We start from the raw sequence: 21609 nt of genomic DNA, 5'->3' as shown, positions 1-21609 counted from the left end.
TTGTTTAGCGGTATAGACTTCTCACTTTACTTACTGTGTTACATAACGTGCTTGAATTTCAGAGCAAAGCCATCTAGCCTAGCTTGAAGTCATTCTGCTTAATCGGATGTTATGAAAGTTATTAACATTGTCTCGTTATTATTGTTTATCTGGTTAAGCAGCTGCCATCAACAAACCTTGGTTGATGAGCCCGTCAGTGAATTTTCGATATACAAACAACGTATCCAAGCTGGCTCAGTCTCCAAAGCTGAACTTAAAAGCTGGCACAATGAACTACTCTACCCTCATCTCTATTCACTCTGGTTAGAACAAAACATCACCCAAGTGAAAAACAAAGAAGTCAGCCGGTTCTTATCTGTAACATCCAACAGCGCTGCAGCAAAACTATTTTTACCCGCCTGGCGAGAAGAGTTAACTCGCCGAGAAGACTGGCCGCAATTGGTTAAACAATTTGCACACTCCAATGAACCTGACGGGCAATGCGATTTTTTACTCGCATCATTAAAGTTAAACGCCAATATCTCTGAGCACTATCCATTGATAGCTTCACTTTGGTTTTCTGGCAAATCACAGCCGAGCAATTGCAACGAGCCTTTTTTAAATTGGCTTAACGCGTCACCAGAAGAAAAAGATCAGCGCATCTGGCAACGCCAATTACTCGCCTTTTATGAGCGCAATGATAGCTTAATGACCGAGCTTGAATTGCTGTATGAGTCGAACGACTACCTCTCCTTGAGTGTGAAACTGCGCGATGTTTATCAGGACCCTAAGTCCATTATTAGCCTATCTTACGACCCTAGTTCTGCAGAGAATCGAGAGCTGGCGCTGGCAGCGGTTAATCGCATGGCCTATCAAGACCCTAAATCCGCATCAAACCTGTGGCTACAAATCGTACAAGCAACACCAGGCATTGAGTTTGAGGACATCCAAACAGCTTCTCGATACCTAGGGATTGCTATGGCAAAACTTGCACTGCCGCAAGCGGACTATTGGCTGGCCATTGCAGACCCTTACCGTTCCGACCAAACGGTTCAACATTGGCGACTGCAAATTGCATTGGCAAACGAAGACTATGAACAGGTAGAGCAACTGTTTTCCGAGCTTAGTAGCGAGCTAAAACTGACTCACCAATGGCAATATTGGTCTGGTCTAGCTGAGCTTAAACTCACCGGGCAACTCAGTGGCGACAACATCCTGTATCAACTCAGTGACGAGCGAGACTATTACGGCTACCTCGCCGCCGGCATTTTAAATAAAACTCCGTCACTTGGCTCACAAGCGGATTATCAAGCGAGCAATATTGCCAGTCTAAATAAACAACCTGCGCTTAAACGGGCGCGAGCGCTGTATCGTGCCGGTGATTTGCCACGAGCTAAAGCAGAATGGGACGACTGGGTACGGCTTCAAAATAACGATGTGCAACACGCAGCGGCTGAATTGGCGTTTAATTGGGGTTGGTATGCTAAATCATCTGAATCGGCAGGCTGGAGTGGGCGCTATAATTTAATTCACCTACGCTATCCTGCAGCATTTGCCTCATTGATAACAGAGAATGCACAGCGCTTCGAGTTACCTGAGCACTGGCTATACGGTGTTATGCGCCAAGAAAGTCGATTTGATAGCGCCGCGGTAAGTCCAGTCGGCGCTCAAGGCTTAATGCAGATTATGCCTTACACGGCAAAAGCCACAGCAGACAAACATAATATCCCCTACCAAGGACCTGAGGATCTTTTCAACCCAGAAACCAACATTCGTATTGGTAGCCAGTACCTCAGCGATTTATATCAAGAATTTAATAGCCAGGTTTATGCGACTGCTGCTTATAATGCTGGGCCGCATCGGGTTGTCTCTTGGAATGAACGGTTTCCCTATGAGCCTACAATCTGGATAGAAAGCATTCCATTCGATGAAACTCGGCATTACGTCAAGTCTGTGCTTACCTATAGCCAAGTCTATGCCTTAACCGCTGAAAATCAGTGGCGCCTTTCGGCTTGGACCGGCAGTGATAACGAACAAACACAAAATCCATAAATACTGCAGTGATTAGATAGGTCGAAAATCTCAAGTGTGGTGTAGTGTGGTGTGTGAAAAAAGCAACGCCTCATAGGCAACATAAATCGAACCAATAAAAAAAGCGCTGTATGAAAACAGCGCTTTTTAGGTGATCTTTTATAGGCTCTCTTAGATAGCCCGTTTTTATGTACAGACTGCTTTTAAGCTGACTGTTCGATTCGATCTTTGATTAGCTGAGCCAGCTCTTCAGGTTTAAACTTCGATAAAAACTGGTTACAACCCACCTTCTCGACCATCGCTTCATTGAACGCGCCACTGAGAGAAGTATGGAGCACAATATATAAATCTTTTAGTTTATCATCTGCGCGTATCTCAGTTGTCAGTCGATAACCGTCCATTCTTGGCATTTCAGCATCGGTCACCAATAGTAAAATTCGATCGGTAATCGGGCCTTCTTGCTCGCTAGCCAGTTGACGTAACAGCTGCAACCCTGCTTCGCCATCCATTGCCTGATGCACAGTTAAACCTAATTTTGTAAAAATAGCCTTGGCTTGAGCATGCGCAGTCGATGAATCATCGACCATAACAATTTCTTTGCCATGGGCTTTATTTACAAAATCATCTTCCAAAATATGATCGGGTAACTCAGTGCTCAATGGCGAAATTTCTGACAACACCTTTTCAACATCAATAATTTCAATGATTTTTTCTTCTAACTGCGTGATCGCTGTTAGGTAATGATGATGACCCGTACCACTCGGTGGTGGCTTAATTTGTTCCCAGTTCAAATTAACAATACGATCTACAGCGCCGACCAAGAAAGCCTGTACGGTCGAATTATATTCCGTCACTATGATGGTTGAATTTTCATCATGCTGAATTGGCCGCATACCAATGGCCAAACTTAGATCAATCACCGGTAATGAGCGGCCTCGCAAATAAACCACACCTATAACGGCCTTATTACGATGCGGCATTAGAGTCAACTGAGGCAATGTCAGTACTTCTTGAACCTTAAACACATTGATCGCAAATTTTTGCCGACCCGCCAACTGAAACATTAAGAGCTCCAGTCGGTTCTGCCCTACAAGGTTGGTTCGGCTATCTACATTTTTTAAAATATCTGACATCTAAAAACTCACTAATTACATAACTTAATATAGGTAATGCTCGAATAACCTAAGTGTAGACAAAATTCCAAGAGATACGAATGACTGCGACAGCCTTACGCACATAACACTTAACACCTAGCCTATAGGCTAACGAAACACACCCAAAAACCACCATTGAGCCGCTTTAGCAAAGCGTAGAGGCTCAACAGATACACTAAGCGAATTACTCGCCTAACATTTGAGAAACAAAATCACCTAAGTCACCCTGATTCATCGGGTGATTCAATAAGGCGGTGAGTAGCCCTCGATCGGATTCAAACTTACTTTGCCACTCCAGTTGCTCAGCTAACAAACGATCGGCGTAATCTTTTAATGGCTCTAGTCCCTTAGGAAGGCTAGTAGAATCGGACTCTGGAACATTACTGACGTAACTGCCCACTCGGCTGGCTTCGACTTCAGTCATAGATAGATCCATCGACTTTAACGAAGTACCGTCAATGCCGATTTGCTGCGCCATACTGAAGGCCGTATTTAAATCGCCGTTATAAAATTCGTTCGCCAGTTCATTAACCTGCTCAAGCAGTGCTTCTAAGTCTGCGCGTTCTTCGTCACTCAGGTCACCTTCGATATAAAGGCTGTAATCACTAGAACCGCTGGCACCCCACTGAACAGACGACGCTGAATTATCGGAACCATAAGCTGCGTAGTTTTCTTCGGTTACAGCTGAGCGAATCTGAATTTTATCGCCTTCTTTTGTCACTAAGTCGAGCTCAAATGTTTGGCTCTGGTACTGATACTGGCTATAAGCATTTATACCTTGGGAGCTTGATGAACGATTGGTATAAAGAGAGGATGTTTCAACATAGGAGGCTGAGACATAGGTTGTCGATGCCTTTTCTTTCGGTTCAATCAACACATCACCTGACAGCGCTTGCAGTGATTCATCAATTTTATCAACCAACTGGCCATAGGCTGAGTCAATCTTCATCTTAAGAGGTTCGTCGAGCAACTCCATGCCTTCTAGGACTTCTTTAGCTTCGGAGAAGCCCTTCTCAATACCGCTGGCAGCATCCTGCCACATTTGAGCAATGTCTTCTTCACTGGCGCCATCAGCTTCTGCCTTAGCAACCCGTGAAGAGGCAAAAGACCAAAGCTGGTCAACCAAGGCATCGACATTAAAATTGTCAGCGCGTGACGTGGAATCTGTTTGCTCAGTTGAACTTGCTTCCGTCTTTTGTGCTGCTTCAGGCGACTGCAGTTTTGAATTAGCCGAGCCATATTGATACTGAGAAGCATAGTTATCTGGATAATAACCAGACCCAAGGTTGTAGTTGTTCACGGCAGAAGACTCCTGTTGAATACGCGCTAAGGGTATGCATAAATTTAAAATAGCCTAACTTTTTATCGGCCGAATAATGGATAACTAAAGCAAGAATTTAACAGAAGCTTAGAACACCTCGCCATTATCACTATCTATGTCCTTTATTTAGTGCCCTTTATTTAGGTTCCGCTCTAGCAGCAGGAAACAATAAGAGCCTAAAAATTGATAATCACCAACAAATTCGCCTTATTATCAAATTTTACTCAACAATAACCTAGATAAAAGCCCTTTAAGTGACTATTATAGCGCTTTAACAGTAGCAAACAGGATCCCAACTTATGGCGCGTCTGGACTCACTTATTATTTTTACTACCGTCGTCAAAGCGAACAACTTTACTAATGCTGCACATCAAATGGGCCTTACGCCCTCTGCGGTCAGCAAACAAATCAGTCTATTAGAAGATCGCTTAGGGGTTCGCCTGCTTAACCGTACAACTCGCTCTGTTAGCCCTACCGAAGCAGGCCAGCTATTTTACAATCGCTGCAGCCGGTTATTAGAAGATTTAGAAGAAGCCGAACACATGGTGAAAGATCTCGAAACTTCACCTCAGGGCACATTACGAATATCTGCGACGCCGACCTTTGGTCGAGCCATGCTAATGAGAATCTTTGCTGAATTTCTAAAACAGTACCCTAACGTAAACTTCGATCTAACGCTGGCAGATAAAGGATTGGATTTGGTGCGTGACGGCATCGATTTATCGATCCACCTAGGCTCACTGCAAGACAGTCGACTGGTCGCACGGCCTGTCGCACGGCAAAAAGTTGTTTTAGTTGCCTCTAAAGATTATTTAGATAGCCACTCCACACCTCAGCACTTGAATGACTTAATTGACCATCACCTATTGATGGTATCCGGTATCGATTTTGCCGAACCTCGTTGGATTAAGCGTTTTATCAAGGAAGCTGGGCTGGCAAATAAAGAACGTCGCTTTACTGTTAACGACCTAGATACATTATGTGAAGCAACATTGAATGGTATGGGCGTTGCCGCACTGCCACTTTATTTAATCAGACAACATCTAGACAGTGGCAAGCTGGTGCAGCTATTACCAGAAATTAACTTCCCAACTCGCACCATTCACGTGGTTTATCCAGAGAATCGTTACTTGTCAGCCAAAAGTCGCGCCTTTGTCGATTTTATGGCCAGTTATTTCGAAAACAATAATTTGGATGATCTGCCAGTCAAATCAGCCAAACGATAACGAAAAATGCCGACCTTATGGTCGGCATTTTTTCTTTAGCTAGTTCGACTCTACAGCTTATTCAGCTAAGAATTTTTCTAACGCTGGGTCGCTAAGCATTCTCTCAATAACCGAACTGAATACGCCATTCAATAGCTGCTCGTTCTTCTGTTCATTCGGGTAGCCGAAAGTTTCTATATATTCGCTGGTTCTAAAACCATTTTTAAAGCTCTTGGCACCATTGTTAATAAAGATACTCATTTCTGCTACCGCGGTAGAGCGCATAATATTTGCCTTTTGAGGCTCAGTTTTATAGCTAAACTCGTCAATAGAAATTTCTATATCATAGAGTGGAAAGGCGTTAGTTAGGGTCGCACCACCTTCTACTAATAATTCAGAAACAATATCAGCCACCTGATCTTGCAAAGGCTCTTTTGGCTGAATAGTTGAAGTGTCTGAATAGACACCACCACGATAACCAATAATATTATCAGCACGATTATCGGTCACACTTACCGACAATGTTACCGGCGCATTAATGGCACTTTCGACATCGGTATTCAAACTGATTAACTGTGGTGACAGCTGAGAGCAACCAGAAAGCAGAACCATAAAGCTACTGCTTAATAGCGCTAGAGATCTTAACGCTTGTTTCATTTTTATCCCCTAAATAGTTATTAAAATTGTTTTAAAAAACCGCTTCAACAGAAGTTTGAGCATTAAGCCTGCTCCGAGCGCTTAAATACCCAGGTTGTATCGTCTGATTCAGCTGCCGAAAAAGCATAACCGCCGTAGTTAAAACTTTTTAACGCCTGTTCACTGCTTGGCTGTTCGTCCAACAAATAACGAACCATCATGCCTCTTGCTTTTTTTGCTAGAAAAGAGCGAACTTTATACTCGCCATTTTTCCCATCTTTAAACACTGGGGTAATTACCGGAACGTCTAATGCTTTCGGTTGAATGGCTTTAAAATATTCAATCGAAGCTAGGTTAACCAACACATTGGCACCTTCTGCTTTGATATCGTCATTCAACTGATTAGTTAACTGATCACCCCAAAATTTATAGAGGTTATCACCCTGCTGCGTTTTTAATCCCGTGCCCATCTCTAATCGATAAGGTTGAATTAGATCAAGCGGCTTTAATAGGCCATACAGTCCTGAAAGAATACGAAACTGATGCTGCGCCGCACTGATTTGTTCAGCGGTTAGAGTTTCTGCACTCATACCCGTATAAACATCGCCTTTAAATGCAAACATCGCCTGCTTACTGTTTTGCGGGCTCATCTTAGCTTGCCATTGCTGATATCGTTCATGGTTAAGTTCCGCTAAAGCATCACTTAACTTCATTAATGCTTTGATATCGCCAACACTCAATTGACGTAGCTCACTGATTAACGCTTGCGCTTGCTGACCAAAACGAAACTCACTGCTGTCCTGCACGGGAGCTTCAGTGTCAAAATCTAATTTTTTAGCGGGTGAAATTACCGCCAATGGCTTCAACATTATTTTAAGAACCTCTACACTGGTTTAAACACTTATTATGGTTGAGCTATGAAGATCATTCGAACCTATTTACCTAATTCAGCCGATAACTACAACTACCTTGCTTATTGCCCGACGACGGGTGTCGCCGCGGCAGTCGACCCGTTCGATGCGGACCATTTAATCAGTATTGCTGATGATAACAAACTCAACATTACACAAATATGGGTTACCCATGAACATTGGGATCATATTAAAGATGTCAACCGTTTGAAGGAATTGACTAGCGCACAAGTTTACGCACCACACACCTGTAAAAACGCAATGGATGCCGATATTTGGCTAGAAGATGGCGATGAGGTGGATCTTAGCCAGCACCACAGCGTCAAACTGTTTCTCACTCCTGGGCATATCGCAGGACACGGCGTGTATCTTTATCAAGATCTGCAGCAGCCAACTGATAACTTTATTCTGGCAGGCGATACGCTATTTAATGCCGGTGTAGGCAATACCAAATCCGGCGATGTAGAGCAGCTTTATCACAGTATTGAACGCCTGCACCAGTTACTCACTGAGCAATGCCAGATTTATGTTGGTCATGACTACATGGTGAGCAATCTTAAATTCACCTTAAAGCATTGCCCGACATTAAAAGCGGCTGAACAAGCACTGCAGGCAGCAGAAGCCGAAAGTCACGACTCGCGACCGATACAACGCTGGCAGGATGAAAAAAGCTACAACCTATTCTTAAGACTCGACTCCAATGAAGTCCGTGAACTGACTGGCAAAGACAGCCGTATCGAGCAATTCAAAGCACTTCGCGCGCTTCGAGATCAGTGGTAGGTTGCCGAGCAACTCTGCCATAAGTAAATAAAACTGCGCCCAATCTTTTGCTGTAAGGTACCAGCCAGCGCTAATTCCAGACACTGACTGGCGTTATCTCAACGCTTACTGTAGAGCGATGTGCACCATTTTACGGGCAAGGGTTTGGCTGAGCCGCATGTAGCGCCTCGATATCTTTAAGAACCTCTTCGTTAAGTGTGAGATAAGCACTGTCTATATTGGTTTTTAACTGCTCTACCGAGGTTGCGCCAATAATATTGCTGGTCACAAACGGGCGATCATTAACAAAGGCTAACGCCATCTGAGCCGGGTTTAACTGATGCTTTTCAGCTAACTGAAGGTATTGCTCTGTCATCTGGTCAGCAAGTTCAGTCATGTAACGCTGAAAGCGAGTAAAAATTGTCAAACGTGCGTTTGCAGGGCGAGCACCGTGACGATACTTACCTGTCAAAATCCCCATACCAAGCGGCGAATAGGCTAACAGGCCAACCTGCTCTTCTTTAGCAAATTCACCCAAGCCTATTTCAAACGTTCTGTTAAGTAGATTATAGGGGTTCTGAATTGACGCTATTCGAGTCAAGTCGCTTTCACGTGACAACCTTAAGTATTCAGAGACTCCCCAAGGGGTCTCATTAGAAACGCCAATATGGCGAACCTTGCCCGACTGTACTAAGCGAGTACAGGCCTCTAATGTCTCTTCAATAGGCACACCAGTATCTTTAGCTGGGTAGCTAAAGCCTAGCTGACCAAAAAAATTGGTTGGACGGCTTGGCCAATGAAGTTGGTACAGATCGATGTAATCTGTCTGTAAACGCTTTAAGCTTTTTTCTGCGGCTTCTATGATCTCTGCGGCGCGCAAATCGGCGTTTGGACGAATATGATCCATGCCATTAGAAGCAACCTTCGTCGCCATAATTACTTTATCTCGGTTACCGGTTTTAGCGAACCAAGAACCAATATATTGCTCTGTTAAGCCCTGAGTCTCAGGCTTAGGGGGTACTGGATACATTTCTGCTGCATCAAAGAAATTAACGCCATGCGCAATGGCATAATCCATTTGTTCATGCGCCTCTGATTCGGTATTTTGTTCACCAAAGGTCATAGTGCCAAGGCAAATTTTAGATACTTTTATATCGGTACGACCTAACAGTCGGTATTCCATGATGATCTCCACGCAAATATCAAACGAATCAGGCTATAATAAGGCCTTTAAACACTAGAAATATAGGCGAAATATGTCTCGATCAAGAAAATCCAGAAGGATGAAGGATCGAGTCGGCATTAAAACCGGCTCGAAGAAGGATTTCATCAAGCAAGGGGAAATGGGCAAAATCCCTAGCCACAACCGACTTGCCAAGCATAAAAAGAAGCAAAAGTCGGCGTATCAGCGTTATCTTGCAGAAAACAATCTTGCAGATACCAGTGCGGGCCAGCAAAAAGTTCGTGAGCGGCTTAAAAAAGCTGAAGATACACGCCTAGCGGTCGATACAAAGCAGCGTAAAGAAGATAAACCCACAAAAGACTTTGATCAGTTATCCGGCGATGAATTACTGCAACTCTTTAATTAAACCGTTCTCATTATTGCTCCCGCTGACAGCGACAGCTAAGGTCGCCAAGCGATTAGCGAACCATTCAGGCCATTTTGTCAGTATTTTTTTGCTGTCGATGGGCCTTAGCTCGTTATCGCTCGCCAATGATTTCGGCGTTGCTGATTGGGGTATGAGTATAGAAGAGGTTAAAGCTCTAGAAACTCGACCAAACTTGACGCCCTTTGGTGCCGACGGCTATCTAATTTTCAGTGTTGCTATTAAGGGAATTGATCATAGTCGGCTGATTTATCAGTTCGAAGACGGCGTACTGACCGAAGGCCGGTTTCTATTTCAACCGATGAATAAAGGCGACTTTAATCGCGCACTGGAACAATATTATACGGTTCGCTCATTTATATCGGCACAGTATGGGCAACCCTATAGCGACGAAACGCTGTATAAAAAACCTGCCATGGCATCAAGCCAAGTGACTGGCGAAGACTTAGCCGCCGACAATGTGATTCTAAAAACAGCCTGGCGGTCTGAATCTTCTTCATTACAGCATCAGTTGGCCTGGTATAAAAACCAACCTCACCATCAGATTCATTACCGCCCTGTCACTCCGTAACGTCTATTAAACCTCCACTGCTTTATTGTTTTAGATTTTAAGGTAAGGCTATGCAGCAAAATAATCGCTTATATATTATTGATCAGATGCGCGGCATAGCCGTGCTACTGATGGCAATTTTTCATTTTTGTTACGATCTGAGCCTATTTAATTTTATCGAATTTTCTCTAAAAGGAGGCTTCTTCAGCTGGTTCCGCTATTTGATATTGACGCTATTTTTTATTCCCGTCGGTGCCAGTTTAGCGCTAGCTCACTCAGCTAAAATTCAATGGCATAAATTTATATACCGACAAGGTAAGCTGTTGGTTGCTGCGTTGATCATCAGTGTTTCAAGTTATTTCATGTACCCAACGTCTTGGGTTTGGTTTGGCGTGCTGCATTTTATTTTTATTGCATCGCTATTAAGCTTGCCATTAGTCAACAAGCCATCACTAGCAGGCTTATTCGGCTTAAGTATTTTTTTACTGTTCCTACTCACTCCCTGGTTCAATCTTAGTTTTTTATACCAAGCCTTGCATGAACCTTTGCACTTACCTCATGGCACTATCGACCTGACTCGTTTAATCCCTTGGTTAGGAATGGTTTATATCGGAATTTTTATCGGTCATAAAAGAGCATTGCGACGAAAGCGCCTGCCATTAGGCAGTATCAATACGCTCATTCATTGGTTAGGCCGTAATAGTCTGATTGTTTATTTAGTTCACCAGCTTCCGCTTTACGCTATCGCTTGGCTGCTAAATGCTTGGTTACACTAGCCTTTAATGAGAAACAGGTTATAGAAGTAAGGCTGTTATTCATCTGCGCGTAAATCATCCGGAATCGGGTAATCAGGCTTTCTAGGCGGCTCCTGAGCTTGCCCTCGCTTCCATTGGTCGATCTGGTAAATGTATGCCAAGACCTGTGCCACGGCGATATAAAGGCCTTCTGGAATCTCCGCGCCAATTTCTGTGTTGTGATAGATAGAACGCGCTAATGCCGGTATTTGTAATACTGGAATTTTATACTCTTCACCAATCTCAATAATTTTAAACGCCACATGGTCAGCACCCTTTGCAACCATAATAGGCGCTGGCATTTCGTGCGGTTTATATTTTAGAGCAACCGCATAGTGAGTCGGGTTGGTAATAATAACATCGGCTTCAGGTACATCTTTCATCATACGTCGGTTTGCCATTTCACGTTGCAGCTGTCTTACTTTCGCCTTAACTTCTGGCTTACCTTCAGTATTTTTATATTCATCCTTAATTTCCTGCATCGTCATGCGCAGTTTTTTAGCGTGGCTGTAAACCTGAAAAGGAATATCGACGATGGCAATGATGACTGTGCTGCTGGCAATTAATAAAAATGACCATGCGATTATTTTCGCGGCATGAGCAATGGCGTTTTCTGTCGGCTGAAAAACCATCGATAAAAAATCATTTTTCAATCCAATCAATACTAAAACGGCAACACCACAAACAATAATTACCTTGGCCCAACTTTTTGCTAGTTCAACCAAAGCATTTAATGAAAACATCCGTTTAATGCCTGATAACGGATTGATTCGAGACCCCTTTGGCTGAAGCGCCTTGGTTGAAAAGTTCCAACCGCCTAAGCTGATCGGTGCAACCAACGACACAATAATCAACATAATCAAGATAGGGCTAATCGCTAATAACGCTTCAAATAACGAAGCATTTAGATACTGCCCCGCTATTTTATCGTCCCAACTGGCTCTTGGATCAAATGAAAAACACAACGCCATGATCGCCATAAATGATCGCGTTAGCATTGGGCCAAAAAAGATAAAACTAAAGGCAGCAACGATTAACACCGCGCTGGTGTTAAGTTCTTTAGACCGAGCAACATTCCCCTCTTCTCGCGCTTTTTCTTTGCGTTTCGTCGTGGGTTCTTCGGTCTTCTCCTGGGAGGAATCTTCTGCCACCTCTCCTCCTTAGTTACCAATAAGTCGACGTATATAATCGACATGAATATTTAGATAGTGATCAACCAACTCTGATGCTGCTGAATAGCTAGCCCAAACAATGACTAAACCACCAAGCATGGTAATCGGAAAACCAAGCGCAAAAACATTTAACTGCGGAGCAGCTCGTGTCATGACACCGAAAGCAACGTTAACCAGCAATAACGCACTAATGGCTGGCAACGCTAGCATCAAACTGGCTCGGAACAACCAACTGCCAAAGGTCGATAAATCAAACCATGCGGTGGTCGCAAAAAGTCCGTCACCGATCGGTATGCTATAAAACGATTCAACAACAACCTGCAAAGTGAGCAGATGACCGTTAATCGACAAATAGACTAGCGTCACCAGAACTTGATACCACTGCGATATCACGGCGACAGAAACCCCATTCGTTGGGTCAACCATTGAAGCAAAGCCGAGACCCATCTGCATAGAGATAGTCTGACCCGCCAAGATATAAATCTGCAAAAGCAAAAAAACGACAAAGCCGAGTGTTGAACCGATGATGATCTGTTCGAATATGATGATAAAGGTTTGTAGATTAACCGCTTCTATAATCGGCATATCCGGCAGTACCGGGTAAATAAGTACCGTGATCACAAAGGCCAAAGTAATACGAATACGGGCGGGAATCAGCTGCGCGCCAAGTACAGGAACAATAAGAAAAAACGAACTAATACGAAAGAACGGCCACATAAAGTGGCTAACCCAACTGGAGATAATTTCGTTAGAAACGTAATACAAGCTGTTAACCTATCAATATCGGGATATTGATGAAGATATTATTGGCGTATTCCACCATGGTTTTAACTAAGAAGGGTCCAGCCATAATTACCATGAGTAGCGTAATTAATAGTCGAGGTAAAAAGCTCAAAGTTTGTTCGTTTATCTGCGTTGCGGCTTGAAAGGTAGCCACCACTAAACCGACGATGAGGCTTGGAATAATGATGATGCAAACCATCACGACAACGATCCAAAGCGCTTCAGAGAATAAATCTCCAATACTAAATGCATTCATGTCTCATCTCCCTACATGTTAAAGCTAGCGGCAACTGAACCCATCACCATGGCCCAGCCGTCAACAAGAACGAACAACATAATTTTAAACGGCAAAGAAATAATCATTGGCGACAACATCATCATACCCATCGCCATCAGTATAGATGCAATCACCAAGTCAATAATTAAAAATGGAATAAATAACAAAAAGCCAATCTGAAAGGCGGTTTTAAGTTCACTGGTCACAAAAGCCGGCATCAATACCGTCAGCGGTGTTTCTTCTGGAGAAGCGATTTGACCGACCTGATCGGAAAGCTCTAGAAACAGGATCAAATCACTTTCACGGGTTTGAGCTAACATGAATTTTTTTAAGGGCACCAAGGCTGTATTCACTGCATCTAGCGGAGCCATTTCTTCTGCGATATAAGGCTGAATCGCCTCAGCGTTTATTTGGTTAAAGATCGGCGACATAATAAAGAATGTTAAGAACAGCGCTAGGCCAATCAATACTTGGTTCGAGGGTGTTGATTGCAAACCAATCGCTTGGCGAAGAATGGCAAAAACGACCACAATACGTGTAAAGCTAGTCATCATAATTAACAACGCTGGGATAAAACTCAGCGCCGTCATAATGGCTAGAATTTGAATGGTGACGGTGTATTGCGTACCGCCATCAGGCGTCGTTGTTACAGCAATGGCAGGAATGCCGTTGGCGTATGCAGAATCAGCAAAAAAGAATAAACACAGAACAGCGAAAATGCGTGAACATAGACGCCAAGTGCTCGTTAAACTACGATTTTTTTGATGGGTCTGATGATTTTCGGTGCTTGGCCAATGGATCACTATCTAAACCTTTTAATATACCTTTCAATCGATCAGCGAATGGACTTGGCATCTGGCTATCAGACTCATCGATTGGCTGTTCAAATCGATGCAATGTCTGAATACCATTAGGCGTCACGCCAATCAGTAAATACTCCGATGCCGCTTCAATCAGCATGATTTTTTCACGCGTACTTAAAGGCATAACCGATAGTACTCGGATATGTTTTTGGTGAACACCTAAGCCACCCGATATTCGTCGAATAACCCAAGCGCTGCAAAAAATAATCACCACAACCACAATCAGCATTAAAAAAACTTTAACGAAATCCTGATTGTAATCTGGCTTCATCGGGGCCGCGGAAACGCTCGTCATCAACAAAACGGCGATTAACGACCAAGCTACCCTACCCATAATACCATCATAAACAAAGCTCAATTTTAATATTAACGCAAACGCTGTACACGCTCTTGCTGGCTGACTACATCGGTGAGTCGAATACCGAATTTTTCATTCACCATAACCACCTCACCGTGGGCGATTAATTGACCATTAACCAACACATCCAGTGGTTCACCGGCTAATCGATCTAATTCAATCACACTGCCTTGGTTGAGTTGCAGCAAATTACGAATGGCAATTTCTGTAGAACCAACTTCCATCGAGATGGTTACAGGAATGTCGAGAATAACATCCAGATTCGGATTATTCTCATCAAACTCGCCGTTTTTAGTAGCTTCAAATTGCTCTAATGGCGCCGGTTCGGCCTCCTGCTCGGAATCACCAGACTCTTCCATGGCGGCCGCCCACTCATCAGCAAGATCTTGATTATCTGCACCTTCGGCCACTTCATTAGCCAATGCATCGGCGTCGATTTGACCATTGCCTTCGTTATTTAAATCATCATCGCTCATGGCTTATTCCTTTTCATCTTTAGACTGCATTTTTTGCTTTTCACGCAATCCCATAATTCTGGATTTCATATCACCGGTTTCATGTTTCGGCTTGATCGTTGGGTGCTCAACTTTTAAGGCTAGATGCTCTCCACACTGGCCTAGCTTAGTTTCAAAAATAGGCGTGGTGTTGGCCGTCAATGTTATTTTATTTGGAATTTCAATCGGGATAATGTCACCGGCTTGTAGATTCACCAGGTCTCGTAATTTAATTCTTCGTTTTGCAACGACGGCATTGGTCGGTACTGTTGCATCCAAAATATCGGTTCGTAACGAGTCGATCCAGCGCTCATCAACTTCGTCAACATCCGACTGCATACCTGCATCTAGCACTTCTCGAACCGGCTCAATCATTGAATACGGCAACGTCATGTGCAGATCACCGCCGCCGCCATCTAATTCAATATGGAAGGTACTGACAACACAGACTTCACTTGGAGAAACAATATTCGCCATTGCTGGGTTAACTTCGCTGGAGACATATTCAAACTCGATGTCTAAAACAGGAGCCCAAGCTTCTTTCATGTCTACGAATACTTGTGAAAGCACCATCTGAACGACTCGAATTTCGGTTGGTGTAAATTCTCGACCTTCAATTTTTGCGTGCCGGCCGTCACCACCAAAGAAGTTATCCACCAATTTAAAAACCAGCTTGGCGTCCATAATAAACAGCGCCGTTCCGCGTAATGGTCGCACCTTGACTAGGTTCAAGCTCGTCGGAACATAAAGGGTGTGAACATATTCACCAAATTTTAAGATCTGAATACCGCCAGTCGCCACATCCGCACTGCGGCGCAGAAAGTTAAACATACTGATACGAGTGTAACGAGCAAAGCGCTCGTTAATCATTTCCAAGGTCGGCATTCGACCACGGACAATGCGATCCTCAGTGGTTAAGTCGTAGGACTTAACACCTTCGGCACCAGCGCCGTCATCTTCTTCGACAGCGCCGTCATCAATACCATGCAGTAACGCATCAATTTCGTCTTGCGATAATAGATCTTGCAATTGATCACCCTATTGAATAACAAAACTCCGGTACAGAACGGTTTCTATACCAGGTCGGCCTATTTCAACATCCAAAATACTTTGAATAGCCTCGGTTAGCTCATCAGCTAATTTTTGCTTGCCCTCTGCGCTGACAAGTTCATCTAAATTTTGCACACTAAACACATCGAGCAGGTTGTTACGGATGAGCGGACTGTGTGTTTCAACAGCATCTAATGCCTCAATATCTCGCGTCAGCAGCGACAGTTCAACCTGAAGAAATCGAGAGCGCCCACCCAAGGCATAATTCACAATAAACGGCTGTATCATTTCAAAATACATCGCTTCACCTTGGTCAACAGTGACCACAGGGTCGGCCATTTCAATTTCGTCGACAGCCATATCGCTCGGATCTGACAGCTTATCCTTTAGCATAAACCAAGTGCCTAACATAGACAGCGCTGCAACTAGGATCACGCCCAGTACAATGAAAATAATTAGCTTTAGCTTACCACCGCCGCCACCGCCTTCTTCACCTTCACCTTCCAGCGTTTCTAATTCATCTTCTTCGGCCATAATCCAACCCTACCCTGTACTCATTTTAGATTTAGCAAACACTATACCATTATTAACCAGTATAGCTTAGAGCCTTATGTTTAGCGGCTCCTGAGAATAATAGCCGCGGCGACGCTAGTTCGCTGCACGGCCAATCGTCAGAATTATGGCATAAAATTAAACATACTGGTCAACTAAACCTATTGTACGCTGCGTAGTCACTTCAACTTCTGCGTCAAAGTCAGCGCCATCAGCCGCCTGGCCACCCTGGTTTGAACCTCGACCGTCACTAGAACCGCCCTGTGGTTGTTGGTCTGAAACATCTAAATTAGAAAGGTTAATCCCCTGATCGGCCAACGCTTCACGTAAACGAACGGCTTGCTGCTCTAGTGCTTCACGAGTCTGCGGATTCGAGCTGACAATTTGAACCTGAGTTTGCTCATTACGAACATGAACCTTAACTTCCATGGAACCTAGTTCTGGCGGATCAAGCCGGATCGTTGCGGTTTGCACATCTGAATTAAGCATAGTTTTAATACGATCAGACATATCAAACGCGGCATCAACTAAACGAACAGGCTTATTTAGGGCTTCATTTAGCTGTTGCTGTAACTGCTGCCCCTCGACTGTAGAAGGCGCTTTTAGTTGGGTTTGTTCAGCACGAAAGAAATCAGAACTTGTGCGTACGTTTTTAGCGTTATCAGGCTGATTGTCTGCATCCATCGCCAAGTCGATATCCAGCGTCGCATCCGAGCTATCATTGGACTCTGCGCTAGCAGATGCCGTTCCGCCTGCCGCGGAGTTCTGAGCCGGATCAATCTGAACCTTACCGTCGACAACCGATGCATTTAAAGAGCTTGGCGCGTCATCGCTACTGAGTGTTTGAGTAGCAGCTGTTTGAGAAGCCTTGGTACTGCTCGAACTCAACACTGCGTCATCCTGTTGCAATGTTGAGCGATCATTCGATAATCGTTTTTCATCCGCAGCAAGAGTCTGCGCTGCGCTCAGCGTTGCAGCAGGCACTACATCGCTCTCTAGCGGTTGCTCAACAAGCGTATCGTCTAACGATTCGGTATTGGTCGCATTCAGCATTTCAGCATTTTCCGATGTTACGGCTATAGCTGCATTATCGCCTTGCTCATCAAGCGGTGCATCTGCTGCCAGTTTAACTGGCTCTTGCAACACAATGCCGTCGGTACTGATCGGTGAAGGCTGTAAATGGTCAGAGCTGTTAGCAACTACCGTAACCGGCGACTCCGCCAACAAATCAACCTCTTCATTGCCTGTTAAGTTTTGTTCGAGCTGTTCGGTTGTCATCTGCTCAGCCAATGGCGTTTCACCTAATGACGATTCACCTAATGACGATTCACTTAACTGCATTTCACTTAACTGCATTTCACTTAACTGCATTTCACTTAACCGCTGCTCTGAGGCTACAGCCGTAGGTCGTTCATCAATTGAGAAAATTTGTTTTTGCAGACCTAATCCCTCCAATTGCACGTGCTCAGAACCTGCTGAATCAGCTAGCATACTCGGAGAAAAATCAGCCAGCTTTACTGCTTCTGGATTTAAACCACCAGTAATAGCATGTTCAGCTAAAGGCGAAGAAACAGGGTTTAGAGGTGTAGCGGCGCTGTTATCACCTGGCGCTGCCATAAATAGCGACGCTTCAAGCTGAGCTACTCGAGCGTCAAGATCCTCTGCTATGTCATCCAGATCCTCTCTGTCTTCGCCATAGAGAGATAAATCAAATTCGGCCAACTCTTCTTCTGTTAACCCCTCATCCGCTAGCTCACTATCAATCAACTGTGAGGCGGCTTCAATATCGATTATCTCGAGCGCGTCACCATCGACGAGCAACTGACTGGCATCGGGGTCAATCATCGTAGGCTTTTGCACGCCAGAGGTTGCCATTAAAAATGACATCAAACTCTCTTTGTCCATATTCTGCAGCAGCTCATCTTCATTTAGAGCCGTCGGTGAACCGCTACTCTGTGCAATATGGGGATAGCTTTCGCCGCTTTTTTGGACGTTACTCTGTACTTCGGCGGCCAACTTTTTCATAGCCATCGCCGAGCCTTCTTGTTCATTATAATTTGAAACCAGCTGCTGAAAGCCATTTTCTGACCTATCCACTGCCGTGCTCGTCGCCAACTGACTGGGCTCACTTGCAATGGACGCAGCTGAGTCACCTTGCTGCGCATCCGCAGAAAGAGAGAACAAACTCATCGATTGAAACATTGGTAACTACCTTAGAAATTCCGTTATAGGTTGGAATAGCAAAGCTAAGGCCAGTTTCGCTTTTTTATTAAAAAAAGTAATACTGCTGATTAAAACCATAGCTAACGCTCAAGGCCTGACGCTCTAAAAAGAGCGCATAAGTGCGAGTGCACATTCGGATTACCTAATAGGACGAGCAGCTCAGATTAGAGCTTTTGACAGTGTAGCCAGCAAATATTTTAGCTAGCGAATCCTTTCAGTCATTCTGTATTTTAACTAGCTATCTATGCGTGGCTGATTAGCTACAGATAAGTTGATAAAAGATCGCAGGTTTCCGAGGATTTATTTTCAATATCATCTATCAATTTTTGACCAACGGAGGCATCGTCGGCGCGTGCGGCTTTTTCGACCTGCAAGCAATGCTCGCTCAACCACAAGGCACCTAAATTTAAACTGGCACCCTTAATACTATGAGCAATGGCATATATCTTTGCAGGATTTAATTCATCGACCGCTTGACGTAACAGAGCAACGTTTTTCTGAGTGTCTTCAATATAGGTGTCGACTAATAATTTGAACTCGCCTTCGAGTAAATCCTTTAGTTCGTCAATCACCTGTGGATCTAACAACATAATTGCCATAACTTACCTTAGTTTTCTACTTAATATTGATGGTCTTTTTTACTAATGTGATCTCTAGTATTCGGCCCACGACTTTAGATTAATAGTGCGATTTCAAGTTGGATTCGTTACTTCAAATAACTGCAGAGTTTTATTTTTCACAGGGCCGCTAATTTAATCAGTACTGGCTAATGGCCAAGTCAACACGACCGATACCGCATTACCGGTTGAGCTATAGGCCACCTCATCACAAATCTCTTTGATCAACGGAATGCCTCGACCACTATAACTAATGTTCGATTCCATGCGCTGCTGCACCTGATCGATATCGAACCCTTTGCCGCTGTCTTCAATAGTCAGCGTTAATCGGCCACCAACGTTTAACGGCTTATGATGAATATGGAATGAAACATAGCCCTGATCGACCGCTTCAAGCTGTTGCTCACGCTTTAGGTAATACTGAGCAAAGCCATTCGGTGCCGCCTTAATAGCAGAATCCAATTCCAGCACACCATGATCCAAGGCATTGGTATAAAGTTCAGCAATGAGTGTATATAGCTGACCACTTAAATTACGCAGCCCTTCAACTTCCGTAATAATCGAAAGCACTAACGGTAATGGGTTAAACGCTTTGAGTGATAGAGGCCTCAAAGTATAACTAAGCGACCAGTCAAGCGGCCCTCCCAATGAACCTCGCTGGTTCTTATAATTTGGCAAACCCAGTTCGCCAATATCAACCATTTTAACGCTCAATAAGGTTAAGTCGTCATCGGCATTGGCCTGCCCAACAAACTGTTCAACCCTATTTAAAATCGAATGGAATATAGACTCTTGAGGCGTGTCATTAAAACAATCCAGCAGCCGTTGCTCGCCAAAAAACTCACCCAACTCATTACGTGATTCAATAATACCGTCGGACCAAACAAACAGCTCGTCACCAAAGTCTAACGATAACCCGGTAAATTTCGGATTAAATTTTTCGGCACTTAAAATCCCAAGCGGTAAATTTTCTGAACCGTAAACCTCTGCCTCTTGAGTTTTACTACGATAACAAATGATGTCCGGCAAACCACCAATCCATAGAGTTGCAATTCGCTCGTAAAAATCGATACCAATAAAGCAGCCACAACAGAATATGCCGGTTGGAAGCACCTGACTTAGCTTATTGTTCATTTCTCGTAACACTTCTTCCATGGAAAAGCCTTTGGCTGTCATACCATAGAAAATTTCAGCCAATGGCATAGCACCAATGGCTGCAGGCAAACCATGACCTGTAAAGTCACCTAAAAACAGATGCATTCCGCCATCGGGCTTTCTTTCTGCTAAAACCGTATCACCATTAAAAACCGATAATGGCGAAATACTGTAATTGATATTGCTTAACTCAAGACAGCCAGAATGAGCGACTCGATCAAAGATAGTTTTGGCGACCTGCTGTTCAATGAGCAACTGACGATTATGATCGCCAAGCTTTGCTTGCATCGAACGCATGCGGCCAAAGGCTTTGATTTTCGCTTTTAAAATAGTGCGGTCATAAGGTTTGGAGAGAAAGTCATCGCCGCCACAGTCTAGGCATTCGGCTAATGCATTAGGATCAATCAGCGATGTCAGGAAGATAATAGGAACATAATTTTCTGGATCAGAAAATTGCCTAATTTTTCGAGCGACTTCAAGCCCATCCATTACGGGCATAAGCACATCAAGCAAAATCAGGTCTGGATGGGCGTCATGGTACTGCTGTAATGCTTCACCACCATGACTAGCCATAACGACTTCATGCCCTTCACTGGTAACGATCCGATTGAGAATAATTCGATCGGTTTCGTTATCATCAGCGATCAAAATACGAAGCGATGAACGATTATTCACGGCGGTAAAGTCCGTTACGTCGATTTATACGATATTGAACAGCTGACCAAAGTTAGAGATGATCAATATCTTCTTCACATCATCGTTACAATTTATGATGTCTATACGTGCATTATCACCGCCAGCGTAATCACGCATCAGCAACAGCATCCCCAAAGCAGAGCTATCAAGATAGGTAGCGTCTTTCATATCGACAGTGTATAGCGACACGTCAGCTGATACATTCTCGTAAATTTGGCGAAACTCTTGATGTGAGCTGAAATCGAAACGACCCGAAACCTGAATTGTAATTTTTTCACCCTGTGTAGAAGCGGTAACCGTCATATGCATTCCTTAAATATTAACTTTTTACTGAGTATAGATTGGGCATAACAAGTTGCCACTTATTCCCTGAAAAAATAGCACCAATTTGACAAGTTAGTAGCCAATTCAGTGATATTTTT

At 43.9% G+C, this 21609-nt stretch carries 23 protein-coding genes; 6 read left to right on the top strand and 17 right to left on the bottom strand.

Annotated elements, in window-relative coordinates; translation table 11 throughout:
- The first annotated feature begins 111 nt into the window (after positions 1 to 111).
- Positions 112 to 2031, top strand: a complete 1920-nt coding sequence (locus tag FME95_RS02330; RefSeq protein ID WP_147712792.1) for a transglycosylase SLT domain-containing protein — start codon at positions 112 to 114, stop codon at positions 2029 to 2031.
- Positions 2032 to 2213: 182 nt separating this feature from the next.
- Here the strand turns inward: FME95_RS02330 and FME95_RS02325 are convergent, their stop codons facing one another.
- Both FME95_RS02325 and FME95_RS02320 read right to left on the bottom strand, forming a co-directional pair.
- Positions 2214 to 3074 (bottom strand): chemotaxis protein, encoded by an 861-nt coding sequence (locus FME95_RS02325; protein WP_425468223.1) that lies wholly within the window; start codon positions 3072 to 3074, stop codon positions 2214 to 2216.
- A gap of 274 nt (positions 3075 to 3348) precedes the next feature.
- Positions 3349 to 4464 (bottom strand): DUF5610 domain-containing protein, encoded by a 1116-nt coding sequence (locus tag FME95_RS02320; protein WP_147712788.1) that lies wholly within the window; start codon positions 4462 to 4464, stop codon positions 3349 to 3351.
- A 320-nt stretch (positions 4465 to 4784) separates the two neighbouring features.
- Between FME95_RS02320 and FME95_RS02315 the strand changes: the two genes are divergently transcribed.
- Positions 4785 to 5711, top strand: a complete 927-nt coding sequence (locus FME95_RS02315; RefSeq protein ID WP_147712786.1) for a LysR family transcriptional regulator — start codon at positions 4785 to 4787, stop codon at positions 5709 to 5711.
- Positions 5712 to 5768: 57 nt separating this feature from the next.
- Here the strand turns inward: FME95_RS02315 and FME95_RS02310 are convergent, their stop codons facing one another.
- Positions 5769 to 6347 carry a YajG family lipoprotein gene (locus FME95_RS02310; RefSeq protein ID WP_147712784.1) on the bottom strand — a complete coding sequence of 193 codons (579 nt, stop codon included), beginning with the start codon at positions 6345 to 6347 and terminating at the stop codon, positions 5769 to 5771.
- 62 nt (positions 6348 to 6409) lie between these two features.
- Positions 6410 to 7195 (bottom strand): peroxide stress protein YaaA, encoded by a 786-nt coding sequence (yaaA, locus tag FME95_RS02305; protein ID WP_147712782.1) that lies wholly within the window; start codon positions 7193 to 7195, stop codon positions 6410 to 6412.
- A 48-nt stretch (positions 7196 to 7243) separates the two neighbouring features.
- On the opposite strand from yaaA, the gene FME95_RS02300 reads away from it, so the two are divergent.
- Positions 7244 to 8017 (top strand): hydroxyacylglutathione hydrolase family protein, encoded by a 774-nt coding sequence (locus tag FME95_RS02300; protein WP_147712780.1) that lies wholly within the window; start codon positions 7244 to 7246, stop codon positions 8015 to 8017.
- A 130-nt stretch (positions 8018 to 8147) separates the two neighbouring features.
- Here FME95_RS02300 and FME95_RS02295 read toward each other — a convergent pair whose 3' ends face one another.
- The gene (locus FME95_RS02295) at positions 8148 to 9179 is read right to left on the bottom strand and encodes an NADP(H)-dependent aldo-keto reductase (RefSeq protein ID WP_147712778.1); all 1032 of its coding nucleotides are present in this window, start codon (positions 9177 to 9179) and stop codon (positions 8148 to 8150) included.
- A 73-nt stretch (positions 9180 to 9252) separates the two neighbouring features.
- Here FME95_RS02295 and FME95_RS02290 point away from each other — a divergent pair, with 73 nt between their 5' ends.
- From FME95_RS02290 to FME95_RS02280, 3 genes are read left to right on the top strand one after another with little or no spacing between them, the layout of a single operon-like run.
- Entirely contained in the window at positions 9253 to 9585 is a 333-nt protein-coding gene (locus FME95_RS02290) for a hypothetical protein (RefSeq protein ID WP_147712776.1), read from the top strand.
- Positions 9560 to 10174 carry a hypothetical protein gene (locus FME95_RS02285; RefSeq protein WP_147712774.1) on the top strand — a complete coding sequence of 205 codons (615 nt, stop codon included), beginning with the start codon at positions 9560 to 9562 and terminating at the stop codon, positions 10172 to 10174. The genes FME95_RS02290 and FME95_RS02285 overlap by 26 nt, the downstream gene beginning before the upstream one ends.
- A gap of 50 nt (positions 10175 to 10224) precedes the next feature.
- Positions 10225 to 10929 (top strand): heparan-alpha-glucosaminide N-acetyltransferase, encoded by a 705-nt coding sequence (locus tag FME95_RS02280; RefSeq protein ID WP_147712772.1) that lies wholly within the window; start codon positions 10225 to 10227, stop codon positions 10927 to 10929.
- Between the two features lie 35 nt (positions 10930 to 10964).
- Here the strand turns inward: FME95_RS02280 and flhB are convergent, their stop codons facing one another.
- The 12 genes from flhB to FME95_RS02220 form a co-directional block, all read right to left on the bottom strand.
- Entirely contained in the window at positions 10965 to 12098 is a 1134-nt protein-coding gene (gene flhB, locus FME95_RS02275; RefSeq protein WP_147712770.1) for a flagellar biosynthesis protein FlhB, read from the bottom strand.
- A gap of 9 nt (positions 12099 to 12107) precedes the next feature.
- Positions 12108 to 12884 carry a flagellar biosynthetic protein FliR gene (gene fliR, locus FME95_RS02270; protein WP_147712769.1) on the bottom strand — a complete coding sequence of 259 codons (777 nt, stop codon included), beginning with the start codon at positions 12882 to 12884 and terminating at the stop codon, positions 12108 to 12110.
- Between the two features lie 4 nt (positions 12885 to 12888).
- On the bottom strand, positions 12889 to 13158 hold the full coding sequence (locus FME95_RS02265) for a flagellar biosynthetic protein FliQ (RefSeq protein WP_147712767.1): 270 nt from the start codon (positions 13156 to 13158) through the stop codon (positions 12889 to 12891).
- Positions 13159 to 13169: 11 nt separating this feature from the next.
- Positions 13170 to 13898 (bottom strand): flagellar type III secretion system pore protein FliP, encoded by a 729-nt coding sequence (gene fliP, locus FME95_RS02260; protein ID WP_147714331.1) that lies wholly within the window; start codon positions 13896 to 13898, stop codon positions 13170 to 13172.
- 31 nt (positions 13899 to 13929) lie between these two features.
- Complete coding sequence (gene fliO / locus FME95_RS02255) at positions 13930 to 14376, bottom strand: flagellar biosynthetic protein FliO (RefSeq protein ID WP_147712765.1); 447 nt, start codon at positions 14374 to 14376, stop codon at positions 13930 to 13932.
- A 32-nt stretch (positions 14377 to 14408) separates the two neighbouring features.
- Complete coding sequence (gene fliN, locus FME95_RS02250) at positions 14409 to 14876, bottom strand: flagellar motor switch protein FliN (protein ID WP_147712763.1); 468 nt, start codon at positions 14874 to 14876, stop codon at positions 14409 to 14411.
- Between the two features lie 3 nt (positions 14877 to 14879).
- Positions 14880 to 15923, bottom strand: coding sequence for a flagellar motor switch protein FliM (fliM, locus tag FME95_RS02245; protein ID WP_147712761.1), 1044 nt, complete (start codon positions 15921 to 15923; stop codon positions 14880 to 14882).
- A gap of 9 nt (positions 15924 to 15932) precedes the next feature.
- Positions 15933 to 16478: a flagellar basal body-associated FliL family protein gene (locus FME95_RS02240; protein WP_147712759.1), complete on the bottom strand. Its 546-nt coding sequence runs from the start codon at positions 16476 to 16478 to the stop codon at positions 15933 to 15935.
- Between the two features lie 156 nt (positions 16479 to 16634).
- Positions 16635 to 18698, bottom strand: a complete 2064-nt coding sequence (locus FME95_RS02235) for a flagellar hook-length control protein FliK (RefSeq protein ID WP_147712757.1) — start codon at positions 18696 to 18698, stop codon at positions 16635 to 16637.
- A gap of 281 nt (positions 18699 to 18979) precedes the next feature.
- Positions 18980 to 19318, bottom strand: a complete 339-nt coding sequence (locus FME95_RS02230; RefSeq protein WP_147712755.1) for an Hpt domain-containing protein — start codon at positions 19316 to 19318, stop codon at positions 18980 to 18982.
- A 153-nt stretch (positions 19319 to 19471) separates the two neighbouring features.
- Positions 19472 to 21166, bottom strand: a complete 1695-nt coding sequence (locus FME95_RS02225; protein ID WP_246109310.1) for an ATP-binding SpoIIE family protein phosphatase — start codon at positions 21164 to 21166, stop codon at positions 19472 to 19474.
- Positions 21167 to 21190: 24 nt separating this feature from the next.
- Positions 21191 to 21490 carry an STAS domain-containing protein gene (locus FME95_RS02220; protein ID WP_147712754.1) on the bottom strand — a complete coding sequence of 100 codons (300 nt, stop codon included), beginning with the start codon at positions 21488 to 21490 and terminating at the stop codon, positions 21191 to 21193.
- Positions 21491 to 21609: the final 119 nt, after the last annotated feature.

Source organism: Reinekea thalattae (assembly GCF_008041945.1).
In the GTDB taxonomy this organism is placed as follows: domain Bacteria; phylum Pseudomonadota; class Gammaproteobacteria; order Pseudomonadales; family Natronospirillaceae; genus Reinekea; species Reinekea thalattae.
Note: the sequence above shows the minus strand (reverse complement) of the source record. Positions and strands in the feature narration are given on the sequence as shown.